An 18,186-nucleotide genomic window follows, 5' to 3' on the forward strand; every position below is an offset into this window, starting at 1 on the left:
GGCCGCGGGGCGGCCGGACCCCCCCGCGCGGCGGCCCCCCGGCCCGGGGGCCCCACGCCTCGTCCAGCGGACCCGAGGAGGACACCGTGCCGCAAGGTGACATCGAGACGTTCCACGACCGCGAGAGCGGGACGTGGCGCAACCGGATCGAAGGTGGCGGCACGATCGGCCGCTCCCACGACCGCAAGGACTACGCCGTCGAGGACGGGCGCAACGCCGCCCGCCAGCGCGGGGTGGAGCACATCGTGAGGAACCTCGACGGCACCATCGGCGAGCGGGACAGCCACGGTCACGACCCGCGCGACGTCGCGGGCTGACCGGGTGATGCAGCGAGGGCTGGTAGGGCGGGTGGGGCTCGAACCCACGACCCAAGGATTATGAGGCGGGCCCAATGTCGGTCGCTAGCTGCTGACTCCGGCGCCCCCGGCGGATGTGTGCTTGACGCTCGCAGCCGCTCATCCGATGAGAGCCGCCCAGGGACCTTTGGAGTTGTCCCTTGGGAGGTGTCCGGAGGGGCGAAGCCGAGTGATTTGCCGAGTGTTCCTGACCTTAACCGGTGCGGGTGGAGGACGAGTTGTAGCAGCCGACCGACCGCAGCAGGTCTGGCGCACGCTCATAGTCGGAGGACTTCGGGTCCAGTTCGTTCTTTATTGAGATCAGTTCAGCGCACTTCGTCGCAGGGTCGTCGATTGCATCTCGAAGATCACTCAAGGTCGTGCCGTCGTCGCCCCCGTCGCCCCGGCAGCCACCGAGCAACAGCGAGGAAGCAAGCACTGCGCTGGTCAGCAGACGTCTCATGCCGCTGATTGTGCGGGTCGCAACGGTCGGCGTCACGCGGTGGCTTGGCCTCAGCCTGTTGTCGGCGCGCTGTGTCACGCTTCGACCATGGATGAAACTCCGATTGTCATCGACGTGGGGCCGGCGTCGGATCCTCGTCCTGCACTTCAGCTGCGCGTTCCCCCGGAGATGTTCATGGAGGTCGCAAACGATCTGCGCCGCGAACAAGTCTTCCTGGGCACACCCGTCACCGCCTCAGCCAGCATGGGTGAACTGACGGTCCTTATGGCTTCCATAGCGGGCGGCCTGGGCGGCATCGCTGCGGTGATCCGAGCTGTCACCGGCCGACACAGGCATCGGGTCGTTCGGTTGACAAACGGCGAGGGCCAATCCATCGAGGTGAGCGGACTCCCGCCAGAGGAGATGGACACGCGGTTGGTGCCATTCCTCGTTGCGGAGCAGAAGAAGCACGAAGAGGTCCGGCATCTATACGAGTTCCCGGCCCTCACCGAGGAAGACGAAGGCTGAGAACAGGTGGGGCAGGCGGGACTCGAACCCGCGCTTGGGAGATTATGAGTCTCCTGCTCTAACCAACTGAGCTACTGCCCCGAGGCTGGACCCTAACCCGGCTCCTTGCGACACCGGCGCCAACTTCTCCCGTGCCGCCAGGCGGGTCGTGTCATGTGCAGCCTGCAGAAGTGACCGAACTCTCAGAGTACGAGTACGACACCGCCATGCATTCACCGGGCAACAGCGCGATTGCGCGCGTGCCGTCGTCCGCGGTCTGGCCGACGACCCAAAGGTGAGCACGCGGCGCTCGCCCTCGACAACCAGCGGTCTCGACGTAGGGCGGTCTGTCACGTCTACCGAACAGCTCACGCAACCCACGTTGGAGTGGTTCGAGAGAGGTTTCGGCCTGTCGATGAGGCCGATTCACGCTGAACCCCGCGATTGTGAGTCCTCCGCTCTCCCTGACTGAGCTACCGCCGCGGGGCCCGCCGGGCCGCGCTGGTGGAGCCTACTCGCGCTCAGAGGTCGATGGTCATCCGCACCGCGACGACGTCGCCGAGCTCGATCTCCTCGGCCCGGCGGACGGCGACCTTCACCGGCAGCAGGTAGCGGTCCTCGCGGGGGAACAGCGAGGTGGTGAACGTCGTGGCGCCGATCCGGCACGAGACGGGGATGACGCCCCAGCCGTAGCTGGTGAGCGCCGAGGTGTCCTCGATCGCCGCCGACTCCTCCTCGGGCACGACCACGAAGTGGTGGGGCGCCGGGCCGCGCCAGTGGATCACCTCGCCGCTGAACTCCAGGTCCATGGCGTCAACCTAGGTGCCCGCAGTCGCGGGCGGGCGGACTCTTGGCCGGAAGCGGTCACGGGTCCGCCGTTGCCGGTGCGCGAACGCCGGATGTAACGTCGGTCACCCTCGCGCTGAAACGATTCAGCGCCTGAGCTCGCGCAAAGGATCCCTCGGTGCCGACGCCTCCTCCCGCTCCGTCCTCCCGCCGTGCCCGGCGGGCCGCTCCCCTGCTCGCCGCCGGGCTGGCCCTGGCCCTGGTGTGGCCGACCACCGGCCCGGCGACCGCCCAGCCCGACCCCGGCCCGAGCGGCGAGACCTCGTCGGCCGCCGTGGCGCCGGTGGCCGTCGGCGGGCTCCGCACCGAGAACACCGTGACCCCGCTCGGGATCGACGTGGAGCGGCCTCGCTTCTCCTGGACCCTCACGAGCACCGGCCGCGGCGTCGTGCAGCAGTCGTACCGGATCGTGGTGGCGACCTCCGCCGCAGCGGCCGCCGCGGGAGACGGCGAGGTGTGGGACAGCGGCACGGTCACCTCGCCCACCTCTGCCGAGGTGGGGTACGACGGGCCGGCGCTCGACCCGGCGACGCGGTACCACTGGGCGGTCCGGGTCGACACCGGCACCGCGGGCGGCGCAGCGTGGAGCGAGCCGTCGTGGTTCGAGACCGGGCTCGACCCCGACGGCTGGTCGGGGTCGGAGTGGATCTCGTCGCCGGCCGAGGGCGACGACGAGCCGCTCGACCTGGCCGGCGCCCGCTGGGTGTGGCACGCCGAGACCGTCAACCCGCCGGCGGCTCCCGCCGGCCAGCGCTACTTCCGCACCGACCTGGCCCCCGCGCAGGGCAAGAGCGCCGAGTCGGCCGAGGTGCTCATCACCGCCGACGACGGCTACCGCCTCTTCGTGAACGGCGAGCCGGTGGGCGCCAGCCCCGACGCGGCCCACACCTGGATGACCGCCCAGCGCTTCGAGGTCGAGCTCACCGGTGACAACGACGTCCTGGCTGTCGAGGCGCGCAACTCGTGGGAGGCCGCGGGCAACCAGGTGCCGTCGCCCGCCGGCGTGCTGGCCAAGATCCGGGTCAAGCACACCGACGGCAGCTCCGTGGTACGTCGCACCGACGCCGAGTCGGGCTGGCGCTCCTCGACCACCGCGCCGACCGGTTGGGCGACGCCCGGCTTCGACGACACCGCCTGGACGCCGGTGCGCGAGCACGCGACGTACGGCTCCGGCCCGTGGGGCAACGGCGTGACCGTGCCGCCCGGCACCGACCTGCAGGCCTCGCTCGACGAGGCGTCGTGGATCTGGTTCGCCGACGGCACCCCGCCCGCCGCCCCCGAGGGCACCCGGATGTTCCGCAAGGGCTTCGAGGTCGACCCGACCCGCACGCTGACCGAGGCGGTGCTGGTGATGACCGCGGACGACCGGTTCACCGCCTGGATCAACGGCCAGCTGGTCGGGCGCTCGTCGACCGGCGCCGAGGCCTGGCGGCAGGCCGAGATCGTGCCGCTGACCAACCTCTCGGACGGCGCCAACACGATCGCCGTGGAGGCCCACAACAACAAGTTCGCCAGCGGCGCGAACTCCCCCGCCGGCCTGCTCGGCTACGTCCGCCTGACCTACGACGACGGCCACGTCGTGCTGGTGCCGACCGACGCGTCGTGGCGCAGCACCCAGGAGGCGCCCGCCGGCTGGCAGGCGCCGGGCTTCGACGACGCCGCCTGGTCGGCTGCGGTCGTGCACGCCCCCTACGGCTCCGGTGACTGGGGCTCCAACGTCGTGGTCGTCGAGCGCGACGCCGCGCCGGTGCTGCGTCGGGAGTTCGACCTCGACGGCGACGTCGCCAGCGCCCGGCTCTACGTCGCCGGCGCCGGTTTGGTCGACGCCCGCCTCAACGGCGCGCCCGTGTCTGACGAGGTGCTCTCGGTGAGCCACACCGACTACGAGGAGCGGGTGCACTACGCCACCCACGACGTCACCGACGCGCTGACGGACGGCCCGAACGCGCTCACCTTCGAGCTCGGTCGCGGCTTCTACTCCATGCAGACCTCCAACTCCTGGGGCTGGGAGCGGGCGCCCTGGCACCAGGACGACCCTGCCGTGCGGGCCGTGCTGCGCGTGGTGCACACCGACGGCTCCACCGAGGTGATCGGCACCGACGCCGCCGACTGGCGGGTGACCGACGGCGCCACGACGTACGACTCGCTCTACGAGGGCGACTTCTACGACGCCCGCCGCGAGCCGGTCGGCGCCGACACCCCGGGCTACGACGACGGCGAGTGGGACCGGCCGGGCGTCGTCACCGGCCCGACGGGTGCGCTCCGCGCGCGCACCCAGCCACCGGTCCGCGTCACCGAGACCCTCGCCGCCACCGGCATCACCGAGCCCGCGCCCGGCGTCTTCGTCGCGACCTTCCCGAGGCAGGTGGCGGGGTGGGCCCGCATCCACGTCGAGGGCAAGGTCGGCGACGAGGTGCAGCTTCGCTACGGCGAGCGGCTCCTCGACGGCGGCCGGGTGAACAGCTCGACCGGGTTCACCGGGGGCGACTTCCAGACCGACCGCTACACGCTGGCCGGCCGTCCGGGCGGCGAGACGTGGGAGCCGAAGTTCTCCTACAAGGGCTTCCGGTTCGTCGAGATCACCGGTTGGCCCGGCGACGGTCCGGAGCTGGGCGACATCGAGGCCCGCGTCGTGCACACCGACGTGGCCGAGACGTCGTCGTTCTCGTCGTCCGAGCCGCTGTTCGACCAGATCCACCGGGGGGCGGTGGACACGATGCTCAACAACCTCCACCACATCCCGACCGACACCCCGACGTACGAGAAGAACGGCTGGACGGGCGACGCCCAGCTGGGCGCGCAGATGTTCCTGCGCAACTTCGACATCCACCCGCTGCTCACCAAGTGGCTCGACGACGTCAGCGACTCGCGACACGCCGACGGGCGGCCCGCCCTGATCGCGCCGGACCCCGACTGGGACTGGGGCGTCAACATGCAGTCACCGACCTGGCACGCCGCCTACGTGCTGATCCCCTGGTGGATGTACGAGGAGACCGGCGACCGGCGCGTGATCGAGGAGCACTTCGACGGCATCCTCGACTACCTGCGGCTCGAGCACAGCACCGCGGTCGACCACATCTCCTCCACCGGCCTGGGCGACTACATGTCGCCCGACCAGGTCGGCAACCCGCCGGAGGACATGCGGGTCTCGGCGACGGCGTACGTCTACGAGATGACCCGGGTCGCCGCCGACATGGCCGACCTGCTCGACCGCCCGGCCGACGCGGCCGAGCTGCGCGAGGAGGCGGCGGAGATCCGGACCGCCTTCAACGCGGCGTTCTACGACGCCGACGCGGGTGTCTACCGCGACGCCCAGGCCGGCTACCGGCAGACCCACAACGTGCTGGCCGTGGCGTTCGGGCTGGTGCCCGACGGCGACGTGCAGCGCGTGGTCGACAACCTCGCCCGCGACATCAGCGAGGAGCGCGACGACCACCTGTGGACGGGTGTGCTCGGCACCAAGTACCTGCTACCGCTGCTCACCGAGCACGGCCACGGCGACCTCGCCTACCGGGTCGCCACCCAGACCGACTACCCGAGCTGGGGCCGTTGGTTCGAGTCGGCCGAGGGGTCGACGAGCATGTGGGAGGCGTGGGACGACTACCGCTCGCGCAACCACTACTTCCTCGGCACCATCGACGACTGGTTCTTCGAGGACCTCGCCGGCATCACGCCGACCGCCCCCGGCTACCGCACCATCTCGGTCGCCCCGCAGCTCGTCGGCGACCTGACCCGGGCCGCCGGCTCGGTGCGCACGCCGCTGGGCGAGGTGTCGTCGAGCTGGACGCTCACCGGCGGCGAGCTCGACCTCGACGTCGAGGTGCCCCCCGGTGCCACCGCCGTGGTGTCGGTGCCCGTGGCCGAGGGCCAGGTCGTCGACGCGCCGACCGAGGCCGAGCCGCTCGGCACCGCCGACGGCCGCGCGGACTTCCGGGTCGGCTCGGGCGAGTGGTCGTTCGGCGCCGGCGACCCGGTGGTCGACCCGGTCGCCTCCACGACGACCGTCACCGCCCCGGCCGTCGTCCGCAAGGGCGGCAGCGTGGACGTCGCGGTGCAGGTGCGGGCCACCGGAGCCGAGCCCACCGGCAGCGTGGTCGTGTGGTCGGGCGAGCGCCGCCTCGGCTCCGTCCCGCTGTCGGCGGGCCGCGCCGTGGTGCGGGTCGCGACCAAGTCGCTCCCGGTCGGCCAGCACACCCTGCGCGCGGTCTACGGCGGCGACGCAGCGGTCGCCGGCAGCCAGGCCACGACCCGGCTCCGGGTGCTCAAGGCCCTCTCCCGCACCCGCGCGACCGCGCCGGGGAGCGTGCGTCGCGGCAAGGTCGCGACGATCAAGGCCCGCGTCGCCGCCGTGGGTCTCGCCCCCACCGGGCGGGTGGTGCTGATGGCCCGCGATCGTCAGGTCGGTTCGGCCCGGGTCGTCGCCGGCGTGACCAAGGTGCGGCTGCGCACGGGTCGGCTGCCGCTGGGGCGGGTGAAGGTGCGCGTGGTCTACCGCGGTTCTGCCGACGTGCAGGGGAGCAGCGCGACGGTGTGGGTGCGGGTGCGTCGCTGACGCGCTCCCGCCTCGACCTCGGCCGATCCGCCCTCGGGTGGGTCGGCCGCGGTCGTGCGTGGGGGTCACCGGTGCACGAACCGCGCAAAGGCGCCGTTCGGGCACCCCTGGCGACCCGGGTGGCGACCAGAACCACGCAATTGCGCCGTTCGTGCCGATCGAGCCGGGCGGGTAACGACCAGAACTACGCGATTGAGCGGTTCCGGCAGGTTGGGCGGGCCCGCAAGCGACCAGAACCACGCAATTGCGCCGTTCGTGCACCTTGAGCCGCCCGGGTAACGACCGCAACCGCGCAATTGCGCTGTTCGTGCTCTTTGACCTGCCGCGAGACACCCCGGACATGCCGAAGGGCCCGGTTCGAGGACCGGGCCCTTCGCTCTGCTCCCCCGGTTGGACTCGAACCAACAACCCTCCGGTTAACAGCCGAATGCTCTGCCAGTTGAGCTACAGGGGATCGGGTGCAGCGCGGGAAACCTTAGCAAGCGGCCCGACCCGAGCGAAAATCGAGGGGCGGGGCCGGTCAGTCCTCGCCGACCTCGCGCCGGACGGTGGTCAGGGCGGCCTCGACGGCGGCCACCACGGCCGGGTCGGCGGGGTCGAGGCCGGCGTCGTAGTCGACCAGCCAGGCGATCTCGCCGTGCCCGTGGGGGGTCCGGCGGCCGAGCACCTTGAAGCCACGCTGACCGTCCACCTCGAACCGGCGGTGCAGCACGATGCTGGCCATCACCCGCTCGCGCAGCAGCTCCAGCAGGCGACCCGGCTCGGCGACGCTGAGGCGGTGCTCGGGGCGCACCTCGCCCCAGGAGCCGACCTCGCGCACCCGGAGCAGGGTCTCGTCGGCGTCCCAGCCGGCGGCCTCGACCTCCTGCCACGGGATCCGGCGGCCGCCGGGCAGGTAGAGGGCGACGGCGGTGCCGGCCATCGGGCCGTCGACGGTCTGGGCGCTCGCCAGCACCCGCTCCCCCGGCCCCACCGGCACCGGGTCGGGACGGCGCCCGCGGAGCCTCACTGGTTGCCCACGATCCGGTCGCGGAGCTCGCGGCGGTGCTGCTCCAGGGCGGCGAGCTCGCCGAACAGGCGGTTGTAGTCGTCGGCCTGCTTGATGGGATCCATCCGCTGCACCTTCGACTTCACCTCGGCGATGCGTCGCAGGGCGGTCAGCTCGCGCAGCCGGACGACGTGGTGGGCGACGTAGCCGGCGTCGGGGACCTTGGCGGTCAGCAGCGGCTCCACCGCCAGCGCCGAGACGGCCGAGGCCACCTCGGGGGCGCCCGCGGCGTCACGGAGCCGGCCCGCCCACGTGGGGTCGTCGACCCCGGCGACGGTGCCGCCGAGCCTCTCCACCAGCTCCCAGACCGCGCGGTAGGTGGGGTGGGTGAAGTCGTTGGCGCCGACGTCGACCGTGGTGCGCCCGACCACCATCGGGTGCTGGACGACCAGCTTGAGCGTCTCGCGCTCGATGCCGAACCGCGGGTCGCGCAGGTCGGGCAGCCGGCGGCGGGCCGGAGTCTCGGGCTGCTGCGCGGCCTGGGATGCGGTCACCTGCTCCGGCCGACCCGGACGGCGACCGGCGGCCCGCCGTACCTCGGCGCGGGCCTCCTCCATGTCGACGCCGATCATCCCGGCGAGCTCGCGGGCGAACGCGTCGACCTTGGACTTGTCGCGGATGCTCGAGACCAGCCGGGCGCCGTCGCGCAGCGCGTCGACCCGGCCGTCGGCGCGGTCGAGGTCGTACTTGCCGACGATGTTGGTGAGCACGAACCGGTAGAGCGGCACCCGCCGTGCCACCAGCTCGCGGACGGCGGCGTCCCCCTCCTTGATCCGCAGGTCGCAGGGGTCCATGCCGCTGGGCTCGACGGTGACGTAGGTCTGGGAGACAAAGTTCTGGTCGCCGCCGAACGCGCGCAGCGCCGCCTTCTGCCCGGCGGCGTCGCCGTCGAAGGTGAAGATGACCTCGCCACGGAACTCCTCGTGGTCGGCCATGAACCGGCGCAGCACCTTGGCGTGCTCGTCGCCGAACGCCGTGCCGCAGGTGGCGACGGCGGTGCCGACGCCGGCCAGGTGGCAGGCCATCACGTCGGTGTAGCCCTCGACCACGACCGCCTGCGAGGTGCGCCCCATCTCCTTGCGGGCCAGGTCGATGCCGTAGAGCACCTGGCTCTTCTTGTAGATGGGCGTCTCGGAGGTGTTGAGGTACTTGGCCTCGATCCGGTCGTCGTCGTGGATGCGCCGCGCTCCGAACCCGATCGTGTCGCCGCTCGCCTCGCGGATCGGCCACATCAGCCGCCCCCGGAACCGGTCGTACGGCGACCGCCCGACCGCCACCAGGCCGGCGGCGACGACCTCGTCGTCGGAGAAGCCGCGCTGGCGCAGGTGGCGGTAGAGCACCTCGCCGTCGCGGGGTGAGTAGCCGACACCGAACGTCTCGGCGGCGGCCGCGTCGAAGCCGCGGTCGCTGAGGAACTGGCGGGCCACCTGGGCGGCCGGGGTGAGCAGCTGCTCGGCGTAGAACTCCTGGGCCACCCGGTGCGCCTCGACCAGCTTGCCGCGGGCCGGGCCGCGGGGACGGTCGTCGCGACCGTCGCCCTCCTCGCGCTTGAGCACGACGCCGAACCGGTCGGCGAGCCGCTCGACGGTCTCGATGAAGCCCAGGCCGTCGATCTTCATGACGAAGTCGATGACTCCGCCGCCCTCCCCGCAGCCGAAGCAGTGGAACGTTCCGTGGGAGGGGCGGACGTTGAACGAGGGCGACTTCTCGTCGTGGAACGGGCACAGGCCCTTCATCGACCCCGAGCCGGCGTTGCGGAGCGTGACGTACTGGGAGACGACCTCGTCGATCCGGGCCTTCTCCCGCACCTCCTGGATGCTCTCCTCACGGATCCGGCCTGCCACGCGGCGAGTCTACGGCGGCCGCCACCGGGGCGGACCGGGCGGCCACGACGGGTGGGGATCAGTAGGCGCCGGTCATCACGTTGGCCAGCGGCTCGCCGGCGGCGAAGCGGTACAGCTGGTCGCGCACCAGCCGGTGCGCGCGCGGCCACATCGCCGTGGACGCCCCGCCGACGTGGGGCGAGACCAGCAGGTTGGGGGCGTCCCAGAGCGGGTGGCCGGACGGCAGCGGCTCGGGGTCGGTGACGTCGACCGCGGCCCGGATCCGGCCCGAGCGCAGTGCATCGACCAGGTCCTCGGTGACCACGACCGCGCCGCGGGCCAGGTTGACCAGCAGCGCGCCGTCCTTCATCCGGCCGAGCAGGTCGGCGTCGACCAGGCCGCGGGTCTCGTCGGTGAGCGGGACGACCAGGATCACCACGTCGGCGTCGGGCAGCAGGTCGGGCAGCTCGTCGATGGCGTGCACGCCGTCGCGGGCGGTGCGGGCCACCCGCACCACGTCGACCTCGAACGGCGCCAGCCGTGCCTCGATCGCCCGGCCCACCGAGCCGGTGCCGACCAGCAGCACCCGGCGGTCGGCCAGCGCGGTGCGCCAGGTCGGCGGCCACAGGTGGCGGTCCTGGTCGCGCACGAAGGTCGGCACGCCGTTCATCGCCGCCAGCACCAGCGTCAGCGCGAGCTCGGCGGTGGAGGTGTCGTGGATGCCGCGGCCGTTGCAGAGCGTGACCCCGTCGGGCACCCGGTCGCGGACGTTGTCGACGCCCGCGGTCAGGGTCTGCACCACCCGGAGCGAGGTCATCCGGGGCAGCACGTCGGCGACGTCGGACGACATCAGGTACGGGGGCACCCAGAGCTCGACCTCGGAGACCGAGTCGGGCACCTGGTCGAGGGTGTCGACCACCTCGTAGCGCAGCGAGTCGGGCGGGTCGCCCAGCTGCTCCGGCTCGAACGGCAGCCAGACGAGCGGGGCGCTCATCGGGACGCCACCAGCTCGCGGTGCCAGGCGACCGCACTGGCGTCGGTGAGCGAGGCGACCTGGTCGACCACCACCCGCAGCCGGGCCCGGTCGTCGTCGGCGGCGCGCCAGTCGCCGGCGTACGGCGGCTCGAGGGCGTCGGGCCCGCGGCGCAGCAGCTCCTCGACCAGCTCGGCCAGCAGGGTGCGCTGGCGCACCATCAGCGCGACCCGGTCCTCGGCCTGCATGACGTAGTGGGCCGCGATCCCCTTGAGGATCGCCACCTCGAGCCGGGTCTCGTGGGGCACGACCAGGTCGGCGCGGTAGCGCACGAACGGCCCCTCGGCCGCGCCGAAGGTGGCGTGCTGCACGGCCCCGCAGAACCGGCCGATCAGGTCGCTGGTCAGGTTCTTCAGCGCGGCCAGCGCCCGTCGCGACCCGTCGTGGGCGACGTCGGGCCAGCTCGCCTGGGCCCGCAGCCCGGCCAGCGCCGCGTCGAGCTCGTCGTCGGTGGCGGCGGGCAGGTACCAGTCGCGCACCGTCGTCCACACCGCCGCGGTGTCGAGGCGGGTCAGGTCGACCCGGCCGGCCACCACGCCGTCCTCGACGTCGTGGACGGAGTAGGCGACGTCGTCGGCGAGGTCCATCACCTGCGCCTCCAGGCACTGGCGGATCCCGCCGCCGTCGAGAGGTGCGCCGTCGCGCACCCAGCCGAAGACCGGCTTGTCGTCGTCGTAGACCCCGAACTTGCGGATCACCCGGGGCGAGCCGTCGGCGTGCACGCCGGCCGGCCGCTCGGCGTGCTCGCGCGGCCACGGGTACTTGGTGCAGGCGTCGAGGGTGGCCCGGGTGAGGTTCAGCCCCACCGAGCGGCCGTCGGCGTCGACGGTCTTGGCCTCCAGCCGGGTCAGCAGCCGCAGCGTCTGGGCGTTGCCCTCGAAGCCGCCGCACGGCTCGCTCAGCTCGGCGAGCACCCGCTCGCCGTTGTGGCCGAACGGCGGGTGCCCGAGGTCGTGGGCCAGCGCCGCGGTCTCGGCGATGTCGGGCTGGCTGCCGAGCGCCTTGGACAGGTCGCGCGCCACCTGGGCCACCTCGAGGCTGTGGGTCAGCCGGTTGCGGACGAAGTCGTCGGTCTGCGGCCCCACCACCTGGGTCTTGGCCGCCAGCCGCCGGAACGCCGCCGCGTGCACCAGCCGGGCCCGGTCGCGCTCGAACGCCGTCCGCACCGGCGCGTCGACCCGCTTCGGCGGCTCGGGGACCAGCCGCTCGCGGTCGTGGTCGTCGTAGAGCTCGGCGGTGTCCATGGCGGGGTCGACTCTAGGCGGTGCAGCCGACGGAGTGGGTGGTCGGCCGCGAGGCCGCCGGTGATGGGGCCCGTCCACGGCGTGCGCCCGTGCTCGCTGCGCTCGCCGGGCTGTCTGTCCGGTTGGACGTCGGCTGGCCTTGCGCCGACCCGGCGCTACGGCCACTCCCCCGCTTCGCTCCTCCGCGGCAGTACCGCCGGGTCGGCGCTCAACCACACCTCGCACGCCCACGTCACCACGGACGAGGGCGCGCTCCACGCGGATCAGTACGTGGTGACGTGGACGTGGTCGTAGTGGTTGGCCGTCGCGGAGCCGCGGTCGGACATGCCGCGCCAGCCCTCGGACGACCTCTCGACCGACCAGATCTGCTGGGAGTAGATGAGGTAATTGACGCCGAGCTCGGCGTAGTGCTCGCGCACGAACTCCGCGACCTCCCAGCCGCGGTCACCGCTGACCATGATGTCGACGGCCAGGCCCTGGCTGTGCTCACCGTCGCTGCGGAACGTGCCGTAGACGGAGATCTCCGGGAAGTTGCCGCAGACGGCCTCGTGGACCTTGACGATGTTGGGGCTGACGCCCGAGGGCACGCTGGTGCCGTTGGTGCAGGGGGCGCCGATCGAGAACGGCTTCTCGGTGGCCAGGAAGCCGTCGGTGACCCAGCGCGACTTGCCGTCGACGACGACCTCGACCCGGCCCCAGAGCATCCGGCCGGTGACCAGGACCTGCTCGGCGGCGGGGATCTCGCCGACCTTCTCGGCCTTCTTGCCCGGCTCGGCCCAGAGGTTGAGGTCCTCGGTGGTCCAGAGCTGGGTCTTCTTCTGCTTGGCGGCCCGGATGGCGGCCTTGGTCGCGACCTTGGAGGTCAGCGCCGGGGCCTTGACCGAGTAGGTGCGGGGCGGGGCCACCCGGCTGTTGCTGCGGCTCACGGGCGCGCCCTCGCGGGTGCCGACGTCGGCCGCGGCGCCGATACCGGCTCCGGCGGAGGGGGACTGGGACGGGGAGGCGCCGCCGCCCAGCGCCATCCCGATCGGGATGGTCACGGCGGTTGCGAGCACCGCGAGGGGAGCCATGATGGCGACGCCGCTCGGACGGTTACGGGCTGGGAGCTCCCGCTTGTGGCGATGGTCTGCCACGCGCTGATTCCTTCGCTGTTGCGGACATTGCACCGCGCAGGTCGCTGTGGCTCCCCGCGCGAACATCGACTGAAACACACCTCGTCGGGCAATCCCAATCGTCGAGGATTCAACCACAGGTGGCCTTCGTCACCCCAGCCCCTGTCCACAGCGGGGTCCGGCTCAGCCTCCGGTGACCTCGTGGGCGTCCTCGGCCAGGCCAGAGCCGGTGCCGTCGGTGTCGTCGAGCCAGCCCTCCGGCAGCACCACCCGCTCGCGCGGCGAGCCCTGACGGCCCCGCGGGGCGCCCAGCTCGGAGGCCGGGAACTCCTCGTCGGGGTCGAGCCCGGAGAGGCGGTCGTCGAGGTCGGCCAGGGTCGCGACCAGGGCCAGCGAGCGCCGCACCTCACCGCCCACCGCGAAGCCCTTGAGGTACCACGACACGTGCTTGCGGAACTCCTTGCAGCCCCGCTCCTCGCCCAGGTGGTGGCAGAGCAGCTCGGCGTGACGGCGCATCATCGCGGTGACCTCGCCCAGCCGCGGCAGCGTGGCGACCTGCTCGCCCGCGAACGCCGCCGCGAGGTCGCGGAAAAGCCACGGTCGGCCCAGGCAGCCGCGGCCGACCACCACGCCGGCGGCCCCGGTCTCCTCGACCATCCGGACGGCGTCGGCCGCCTCCCAGATGTCGCCGTTGCCGAGCACCGGGATGTCGACGTGCTCGACCAGGGCGCCGATCGCGTCCCAGTCGGCCCGCCCCGAGTAGGCCTGGGCCACGGTCCGACCGTGCAGGGCGATGGCGGCGCAGCCCGCCTCCTGCGCGATCCGTCCGGCGTCGAGGTAGGTGAGGTGATCGTCGTCGATGCCCTTGCGCGTCTTCATCGTCACCGGCACGCCGTACGGCGCCGCGGCCGCAACCGCGTGCTCGAGGATCTCGCCGAGCAGCGTCCGCTTCCACGGCAGCGCTCCCCCGCCGCCCTTGCGGGTGACCTTGGGCACCGGGCAGCCGAAGTTCAGGTCGACGTGGCCCACGCCGTACTCCGCGCAGAGGATCTCGGTGGCCTTGCCGACGTAGACCGGGTCGGTGCCGTAGAGCTGCACGGAGCGCACGGTCTCGAGCTCGTCGAAGACCAGCATGCCGAGGGTGGTGGCGTCGCGCTCGACCACGCCGCGGGAGGTGATCATCTCGCAGACGTAGAGACCGGCCCCCTGCTCGGCGCAGAGCCGGCGGTAGGCGGCGTTGGTGATCCCCGCCATCGGCGCCAGCACCACCGGCGTCTGGACGCGCAACGACCCGAGGGTGAGGTCGCGGGGCAGGGTGGTCACGAACTCCATTGTCCGCGGTCGTCGGGTGCCGGGCCAATCGAGCGGCGCCACCGGTGGTCGAGGGAGGGCTGTCGTCCCACCGGGTTTCGAGACGGGACTTCGTCCCTCCTCAACCAGCGAGCACCGGTGGTTGAGGAAGTCGCGCTAGCGACTGTCTCGAAACCCCCGCCGGCCGAACGCCCTCCCGTCAGCGGTTGGGCCTGCCCTTGCCCTTCGGCTTCTTCGGCTCCGGCTCGAGCACCTCGCCGGACCAGGTGATGGGGTCGAACTCCTGGGTGGGGCGGAAGCTGACGGCGACGAGGTCGCCCTTGTCGGGCGAGAGGTAGACCAGGCAGACCTTCTTGGTCCGGCCGGGTGGGAACTTCTTCGGGAACTCGCCGGGGGTGCACGGGGCGAACGTGCTCTTGAACCGGGTCGCCTCGATGAGGGTGTCGGTGCCGTCGACGATGTAGAGCGGCACCGGGCGGCCGCCGAGGTCGGTCTCGCCGCGGTTGGTGACCGTGGCACGCACGAAGTAGGGGTTCGCCTTGCGGTTGTCGGCCGAGAGCTGCCAACCGGCGAACGACTTCTTGAACGTCGTCCGCTCCAGCCGGTCGACGGTCACCTCGAGCACGCCGACCGCCTCCTGACGGGGCTGGTAGGCCACCACGGCACTCTCGCCGACGGCCAGCTCGCTGCCCTGCTCGCTGAGCTCGACCCCCGCCGGCACCGGGAGGTACGGCGGCTCGACCGACGGCGACTCCCCGGCGTCGGACGACGACGTGGGCTCGTCGGTGGGCTCGTCGTCACCCGAGCACGCGGCCAGCCCGGCGAGCCCGCAGGTCAGCGCCGTGGCGAGGGCGAGGCGGTGGCGGGCGGGGCGAGGCATGCGGTCATTGTGCACGTCGGCCCTCGTCAGCAGCCGAGCAGACGCGCCGCGAACCAGGCGGAGACGCCGTCGAGCGGCACCCGCTCCTGGGCCATGGTGTCGCGCGAGCGGATGGTGACCGCGTGGTCGTCGAGGGTCTCGAAGTCGACGGTGACGCAGAACGGCGTGCCGATCTCGTCCTGGCGCCGGTAGCGGCGGCCGATGGCGCCCGAGTCGTCGAAGTCGACGTTCCAGCTGCGCCGCAGCTCGGCGGCCAGGTCGCGGGCCTTGGGCGACAGGTCGGTGTTGCGGCTCAGCGGCAGCACGGCGACCTTCACCGGGGCCAGGCGCGGGTCGAGGCGGAGCACGGTGCGCTTGTCGACCCCGCCCTTGGTGTTGGGCGCCTCGTCCTCGGTGTAGGCGTCGACGAGGAAGGTCATCAGGCTGCGCGAGAGCCCCGCCGCGGGCTCGATGACGTAGGGCACGTAGCGCTCGTCGGCGGCCTGGTCGAAGTAGCTGAGGTCCTGGCCGGAGTGCTTGCCGTGGGTGGTGAGGTCGAAGTCGGTGCGGTTGGCGATGCCCTCGAGCTCACCCCACTCCGAGCCGGTGAACCCGAAGCGGTACTCGATGTCGACGGTGCGCTTGGAGTAGTGGCTGAGCTTCTCCTGCGCGTGCTCGTAGTGGCGCAGGTTGTCGGGCGCGATGCCGAGGTCGGTGTACCAACGGGTGCGCTCGTCGATCCAGTACTGGTGCCACTCCTCGTCCTCGCCCGGCTTGACGAAGAACTCCATCTCCATCTGCTCGAACTCGCGGGTGCGGAAGATGAAGTTGCCGGGTGTGATCTCGTTGCGGAAGCTCTTGCCGATCTGGGCGATGCCGAACGGCGGCTTCTGGCGGCTCGAGGTCACCACGTTGGGGAAGTTCAGGAAGATGCCCTGCGCGGTCTCGGGCCGCAGGTAGTGCAGGCCCGACTCGTCCTCGATCACGCCGAGGTAGGTCTTGAGCAGGCCGGAGAACTGCCGCGGCTCGGTCCAGGCGCCGCGGGTGCCGCAGTTGGGGCAGGCGAGCTTGGCCAGGTCGACCTCGGACTCGTCGACGCCCTTCTTCTCGGCGTACTCCTCGGCGAGGTGGTCGGCCCGGAACCGCTTGTGGCACGCCTGGCACTCGGTCAGCGGGTCGGAGAACGTCTCGACGTGCCCGCTGGCCTCCCAGGTCTGCCGCGGCAGGATGATCGAGGAGTCGAGGCCGACGACGTCGTCGCGCATCTGCACGACCGACTTCCACCACTGGCGCTTGATGTTCTCCTTCAGCTCCACGCCGAGCGGGCCGTAGTCCCACGCGGAGCGGGTGCCGCCGTAGATCTCGCCGCACGGGTAGACGAAGCCCCTCCGCTTGGCGAGGGAGACGACGGTGTCGACGGTGGTTGCGGGCGGCTTGGCCACGAGTGGTGCTCCTGCTGGTCGCGGGGCCGGCTGGCTGCCGACCCGGGCGCTGATGGGTGGGCGCTCAGCCTATCGACCGGGGTTCGGCGGCATTCAGCACGGTGTCGCCGTCGACGACCTCGTAGGCGCTGGGCTCGTCGAGGGCCCGGCCGAGCACCGGGACGGCGTGCAGCTTCACGTCGTACGCCGACAGCGCGCGGCGGTAGGCGCCGACGTGCTCCCAGGTGGTGGTGAGCACCCACAGCGTGGGGTCGTCGACGTTGCGGCCGATGGTGCCGGTGAGGTGCCCGGGGCGCTCGGCCAGCGCCGCGAGCGCGGCGCCGAGCCGGCCGCGGAACGCCTCGCCCTCCGCCTCGGGCACCCGGAACCGGTTCACCACGATCACGACCCGAGCCTAGTCCCTGCCAGTTTGACAATGGTTCTCACCAAGGTTGAGAATCGTTCTCATGAGGTTGCCTGCTCCCCTGCTCGCCGTGCTGCTACCCGGTGTCCTGCTCGCCAGCGGCTGTGCCGCGTTCTCGGACTCCTCCGCCACCGAGGACGGCCCGCGCGTCGCGGCGGCGTTCTATCCCCTGCAGTACGTCGCGCAGCGGGTGGCGGGCGACCTCGCCGAGGTCACGACGCTGACCTCGCCCGGGGCCGAGCCGCACGACCTCGAGCCGACCATCAAGGAGACCGCCGAGATCACCGAGGCCGACCTCGTGGTCTTCGAGAAGGACTTCCAGCCCGCCATCGACGACGCCGTGGAGCAGAACGCCGAGGGCGTGGTGCTCGACGCCGCCGAGGTGGTCGGGCTCCGCACCGTCGACGAGGAGCACGCCGAGGACGAGCACGCCGACGCCCACGAGGACGAGGCCGCCCACGAGGACGAGGCCGCCCACGAGGACGAGGCCGCCCACGAGGACGAGGCCGGGCACGAGGACGAGCACGCCGAGGAGGAGGGGCACACCGAGGACGACGGCCACGACCACGACCACGCCGGCGGCCTCGACCCGCACTTCTGGCAGGACCCGCTGCGGATGGCCGAGCTCGGCGACGCGGTGGCCGAGGAGCTCTCCGACCTCGACCCCGACCACGCCGACACCTACGCCGACAACGCCGCCGAGCTCCGCGCCGACCTGACCGCACTCGACGAGGCCTACGCCGACGGGCTGGCCGGCTGCGAGCGCACCACGGTGGTGGTGTCGCACGACGCCTTCGGCTACCTCGGCAAGTACGGCCTGGAGTTCGCCCCGGTCGCCGGCCTCTCCCCCGACGCCGAGCCGACCCCGGCCGACCTGGGCCGGCTCCAGGAGCTGATCGAGGAGCTCGGCATCACCACCGTGTTCAGCGAGCGGCTCGCCAGCCCCCGGCTGACGCGTACGCTCGCGGAGGACCTCGGCCTCGCCACGGCGGTGCTCGACCCGGTCGAGGGCCTCACCGCCGAGACCGAGGACGAGGACTACCTGAGCCTGATGGAGCAGAACCTGAGCGCCCTGCAGGAGGCCAACGCGTGCCCGTGAGCGCCCCTCCCGTCCGGCTGGCCGGTGGCTCGGTGGCCATCGGCGGCCGGCCGATCGTCCGCGGCGGGGGCCCCCCCGGGGAGACCCGGCGGGTTGGTGGTGGGGGGGGGCGCCAACGCCGGGGGCAAAA

Annotated in this window: 15 protein-coding genes and 2 tRNA genes; 4 read left to right on the top strand and 13 right to left on the bottom strand. The window is 72.2% G+C overall.

The window, feature by feature from the left end; translation table 11 throughout:
* Positions 1 to 86 precede the first annotated feature (86 nt).
* A complete protein-coding gene (locus JT721_RS00050; RefSeq protein ID WP_205470845.1) occupies positions 87 to 317 on the top strand; it encodes a DUF2188 domain-containing protein in 231 nt (76 codons plus the stop codon).
* A 232-nt stretch (positions 318 to 549) separates the two neighbouring features.
* Here JT721_RS00050 and JT721_RS00055 read toward each other — a convergent pair whose 3' ends face one another.
* On the bottom strand, positions 550 to 798 hold the full coding sequence (locus JT721_RS00055; RefSeq protein ID WP_205470846.1) for a hypothetical protein: 249 nt from the start codon (positions 796 to 798) through the stop codon (positions 550 to 552).
* 87 nt (positions 799 to 885) lie between these two features.
* Here JT721_RS00055 and JT721_RS00060 point away from each other — a divergent pair, with 87 nt between their 5' ends.
* Positions 886 to 1,305 (top strand): hypothetical protein, encoded by a 420-nt coding sequence (locus JT721_RS00060; RefSeq protein WP_205470847.1) that lies wholly within the window; start codon positions 886 to 888, stop codon positions 1,303 to 1,305.
* Positions 1,306 to 1,312: 7 nt separating this feature from the next.
* Here JT721_RS00060 and JT721_RS00065 read toward each other — a convergent pair.
* Positions 1,313 to 1,386, bottom strand: a tRNA-Ile gene (locus JT721_RS00065).
* 419 nt (positions 1,387 to 1,805) lie between these two features.
* A complete protein-coding gene (locus tag JT721_RS00070) occupies positions 1,806 to 2,093 on the bottom strand; it encodes a DUF1905 domain-containing protein (RefSeq protein WP_205470848.1) in 288 nt (95 codons plus the stop codon).
* A gap of 155 nt (positions 2,094 to 2,248) precedes the next feature.
* On the opposite strand from JT721_RS00070, the gene JT721_RS00075 reads away from it, so the two are divergent.
* Positions 2,249 to 6,682 carry a family 78 glycoside hydrolase catalytic domain gene (locus JT721_RS00075; protein ID WP_205470849.1) on the top strand — a complete coding sequence of 1,478 codons (4,434 nt, stop codon included), beginning with the start codon at positions 2,249 to 2,251 and terminating at the stop codon, positions 6,680 to 6,682.
* 381 nt (positions 6,683 to 7,063) lie between these two features.
* On the opposite strand, the gene JT721_RS00080 is transcribed toward JT721_RS00075, so the two are convergent.
* The 10 genes from JT721_RS00080 to JT721_RS00125 all read right to left on the bottom strand — a co-directional run bounded on the left by JT721_RS00080 (position 7,064) and on the right by JT721_RS00125 (position 16,939).
* A tRNA-Asn gene (locus JT721_RS00080) sits at positions 7,064 to 7,136 on the bottom strand.
* A gap of 66 nt (positions 7,137 to 7,202) precedes the next feature.
* The gene (locus JT721_RS00085; RefSeq protein WP_205470850.1) at positions 7,203 to 7,691 is read right to left on the bottom strand and encodes a hypothetical protein; all 489 of its coding nucleotides are present in this window, start codon (positions 7,689 to 7,691) and stop codon (positions 7,203 to 7,205) included.
* On the bottom strand, positions 7,688 to 9,574 hold the full coding sequence (dnaG, locus tag JT721_RS00090) for a DNA primase (protein WP_205470851.1): 1,887 nt from the start codon (positions 9,572 to 9,574) through the stop codon (positions 7,688 to 7,690). The genes JT721_RS00085 and dnaG overlap by 4 nt, the downstream gene beginning before the upstream one ends.
* A gap of 58 nt (positions 9,575 to 9,632) precedes the next feature.
* Positions 9,633 to 10,547, bottom strand: a complete 915-nt coding sequence (locus JT721_RS00095) for a 2-hydroxyacid dehydrogenase (protein ID WP_205470852.1) — start codon at positions 10,545 to 10,547, stop codon at positions 9,633 to 9,635.
* On the bottom strand, positions 10,544 to 11,830 hold the full coding sequence (locus tag JT721_RS00100; protein ID WP_205470853.1) for a deoxyguanosinetriphosphate triphosphohydrolase: 1,287 nt from the start codon (positions 11,828 to 11,830) through the stop codon (positions 10,544 to 10,546). The genes JT721_RS00095 and JT721_RS00100 overlap by 4 nt, the downstream gene beginning before the upstream one ends.
* 263 nt (positions 11,831 to 12,093) lie before the next feature.
* Positions 12,094 to 12,900, bottom strand: coding sequence for a mucin-2 protein (locus JT721_RS00105; protein ID WP_205470854.1), 807 nt, complete (start codon positions 12,898 to 12,900; stop codon positions 12,094 to 12,096).
* 225 nt (positions 12,901 to 13,125) lie between these two features.
* Positions 13,126 to 14,196: a tRNA dihydrouridine synthase DusB gene (gene dusB / locus JT721_RS00110; protein ID WP_374220846.1), complete on the bottom strand. Its 1,071-nt coding sequence runs from the start codon at positions 14,194 to 14,196 to the stop codon at positions 13,126 to 13,128.
* Positions 14,197 to 14,452: 256 nt separating this feature from the next.
* A complete protein-coding gene (locus JT721_RS00115; protein WP_205470856.1) occupies positions 14,453 to 15,133 on the bottom strand; it encodes a hypothetical protein in 681 nt (226 codons plus the stop codon).
* 26 nt (positions 15,134 to 15,159) lie between these two features.
* On the bottom strand, positions 15,160 to 16,554 hold the full coding sequence (locus tag JT721_RS00120; RefSeq protein ID WP_205470857.1) for a glycine--tRNA ligase: 1,395 nt from the start codon (positions 16,552 to 16,554) through the stop codon (positions 15,160 to 15,162).
* A gap of 64 nt (positions 16,555 to 16,618) precedes the next feature.
* A complete protein-coding gene (locus tag JT721_RS00125) occupies positions 16,619 to 16,939 on the bottom strand; it encodes an antibiotic biosynthesis monooxygenase (protein ID WP_205470858.1) in 321 nt (106 codons plus the stop codon).
* 61 nt (positions 16,940 to 17,000) lie between these two features.
* Here JT721_RS00125 and JT721_RS00130 point away from each other — a divergent pair, with 61 nt between their 5' ends.
* Positions 17,001 to 18,056: a metal ABC transporter substrate-binding protein gene (locus JT721_RS00130; RefSeq protein WP_205470859.1), complete on the top strand. Its 1,056-nt coding sequence runs from the start codon at positions 17,001 to 17,003 to the stop codon at positions 18,054 to 18,056.
* Positions 18,057 to 18,186 lie beyond the last annotated feature (130 nt).

This window comes from Nocardioides sp. SYSU D00038 (assembly GCF_016924665.1).
GTDB lineage: Bacteria > Actinomycetota > Actinomycetes > Propionibacteriales > Nocardioidaceae > Nocardioides.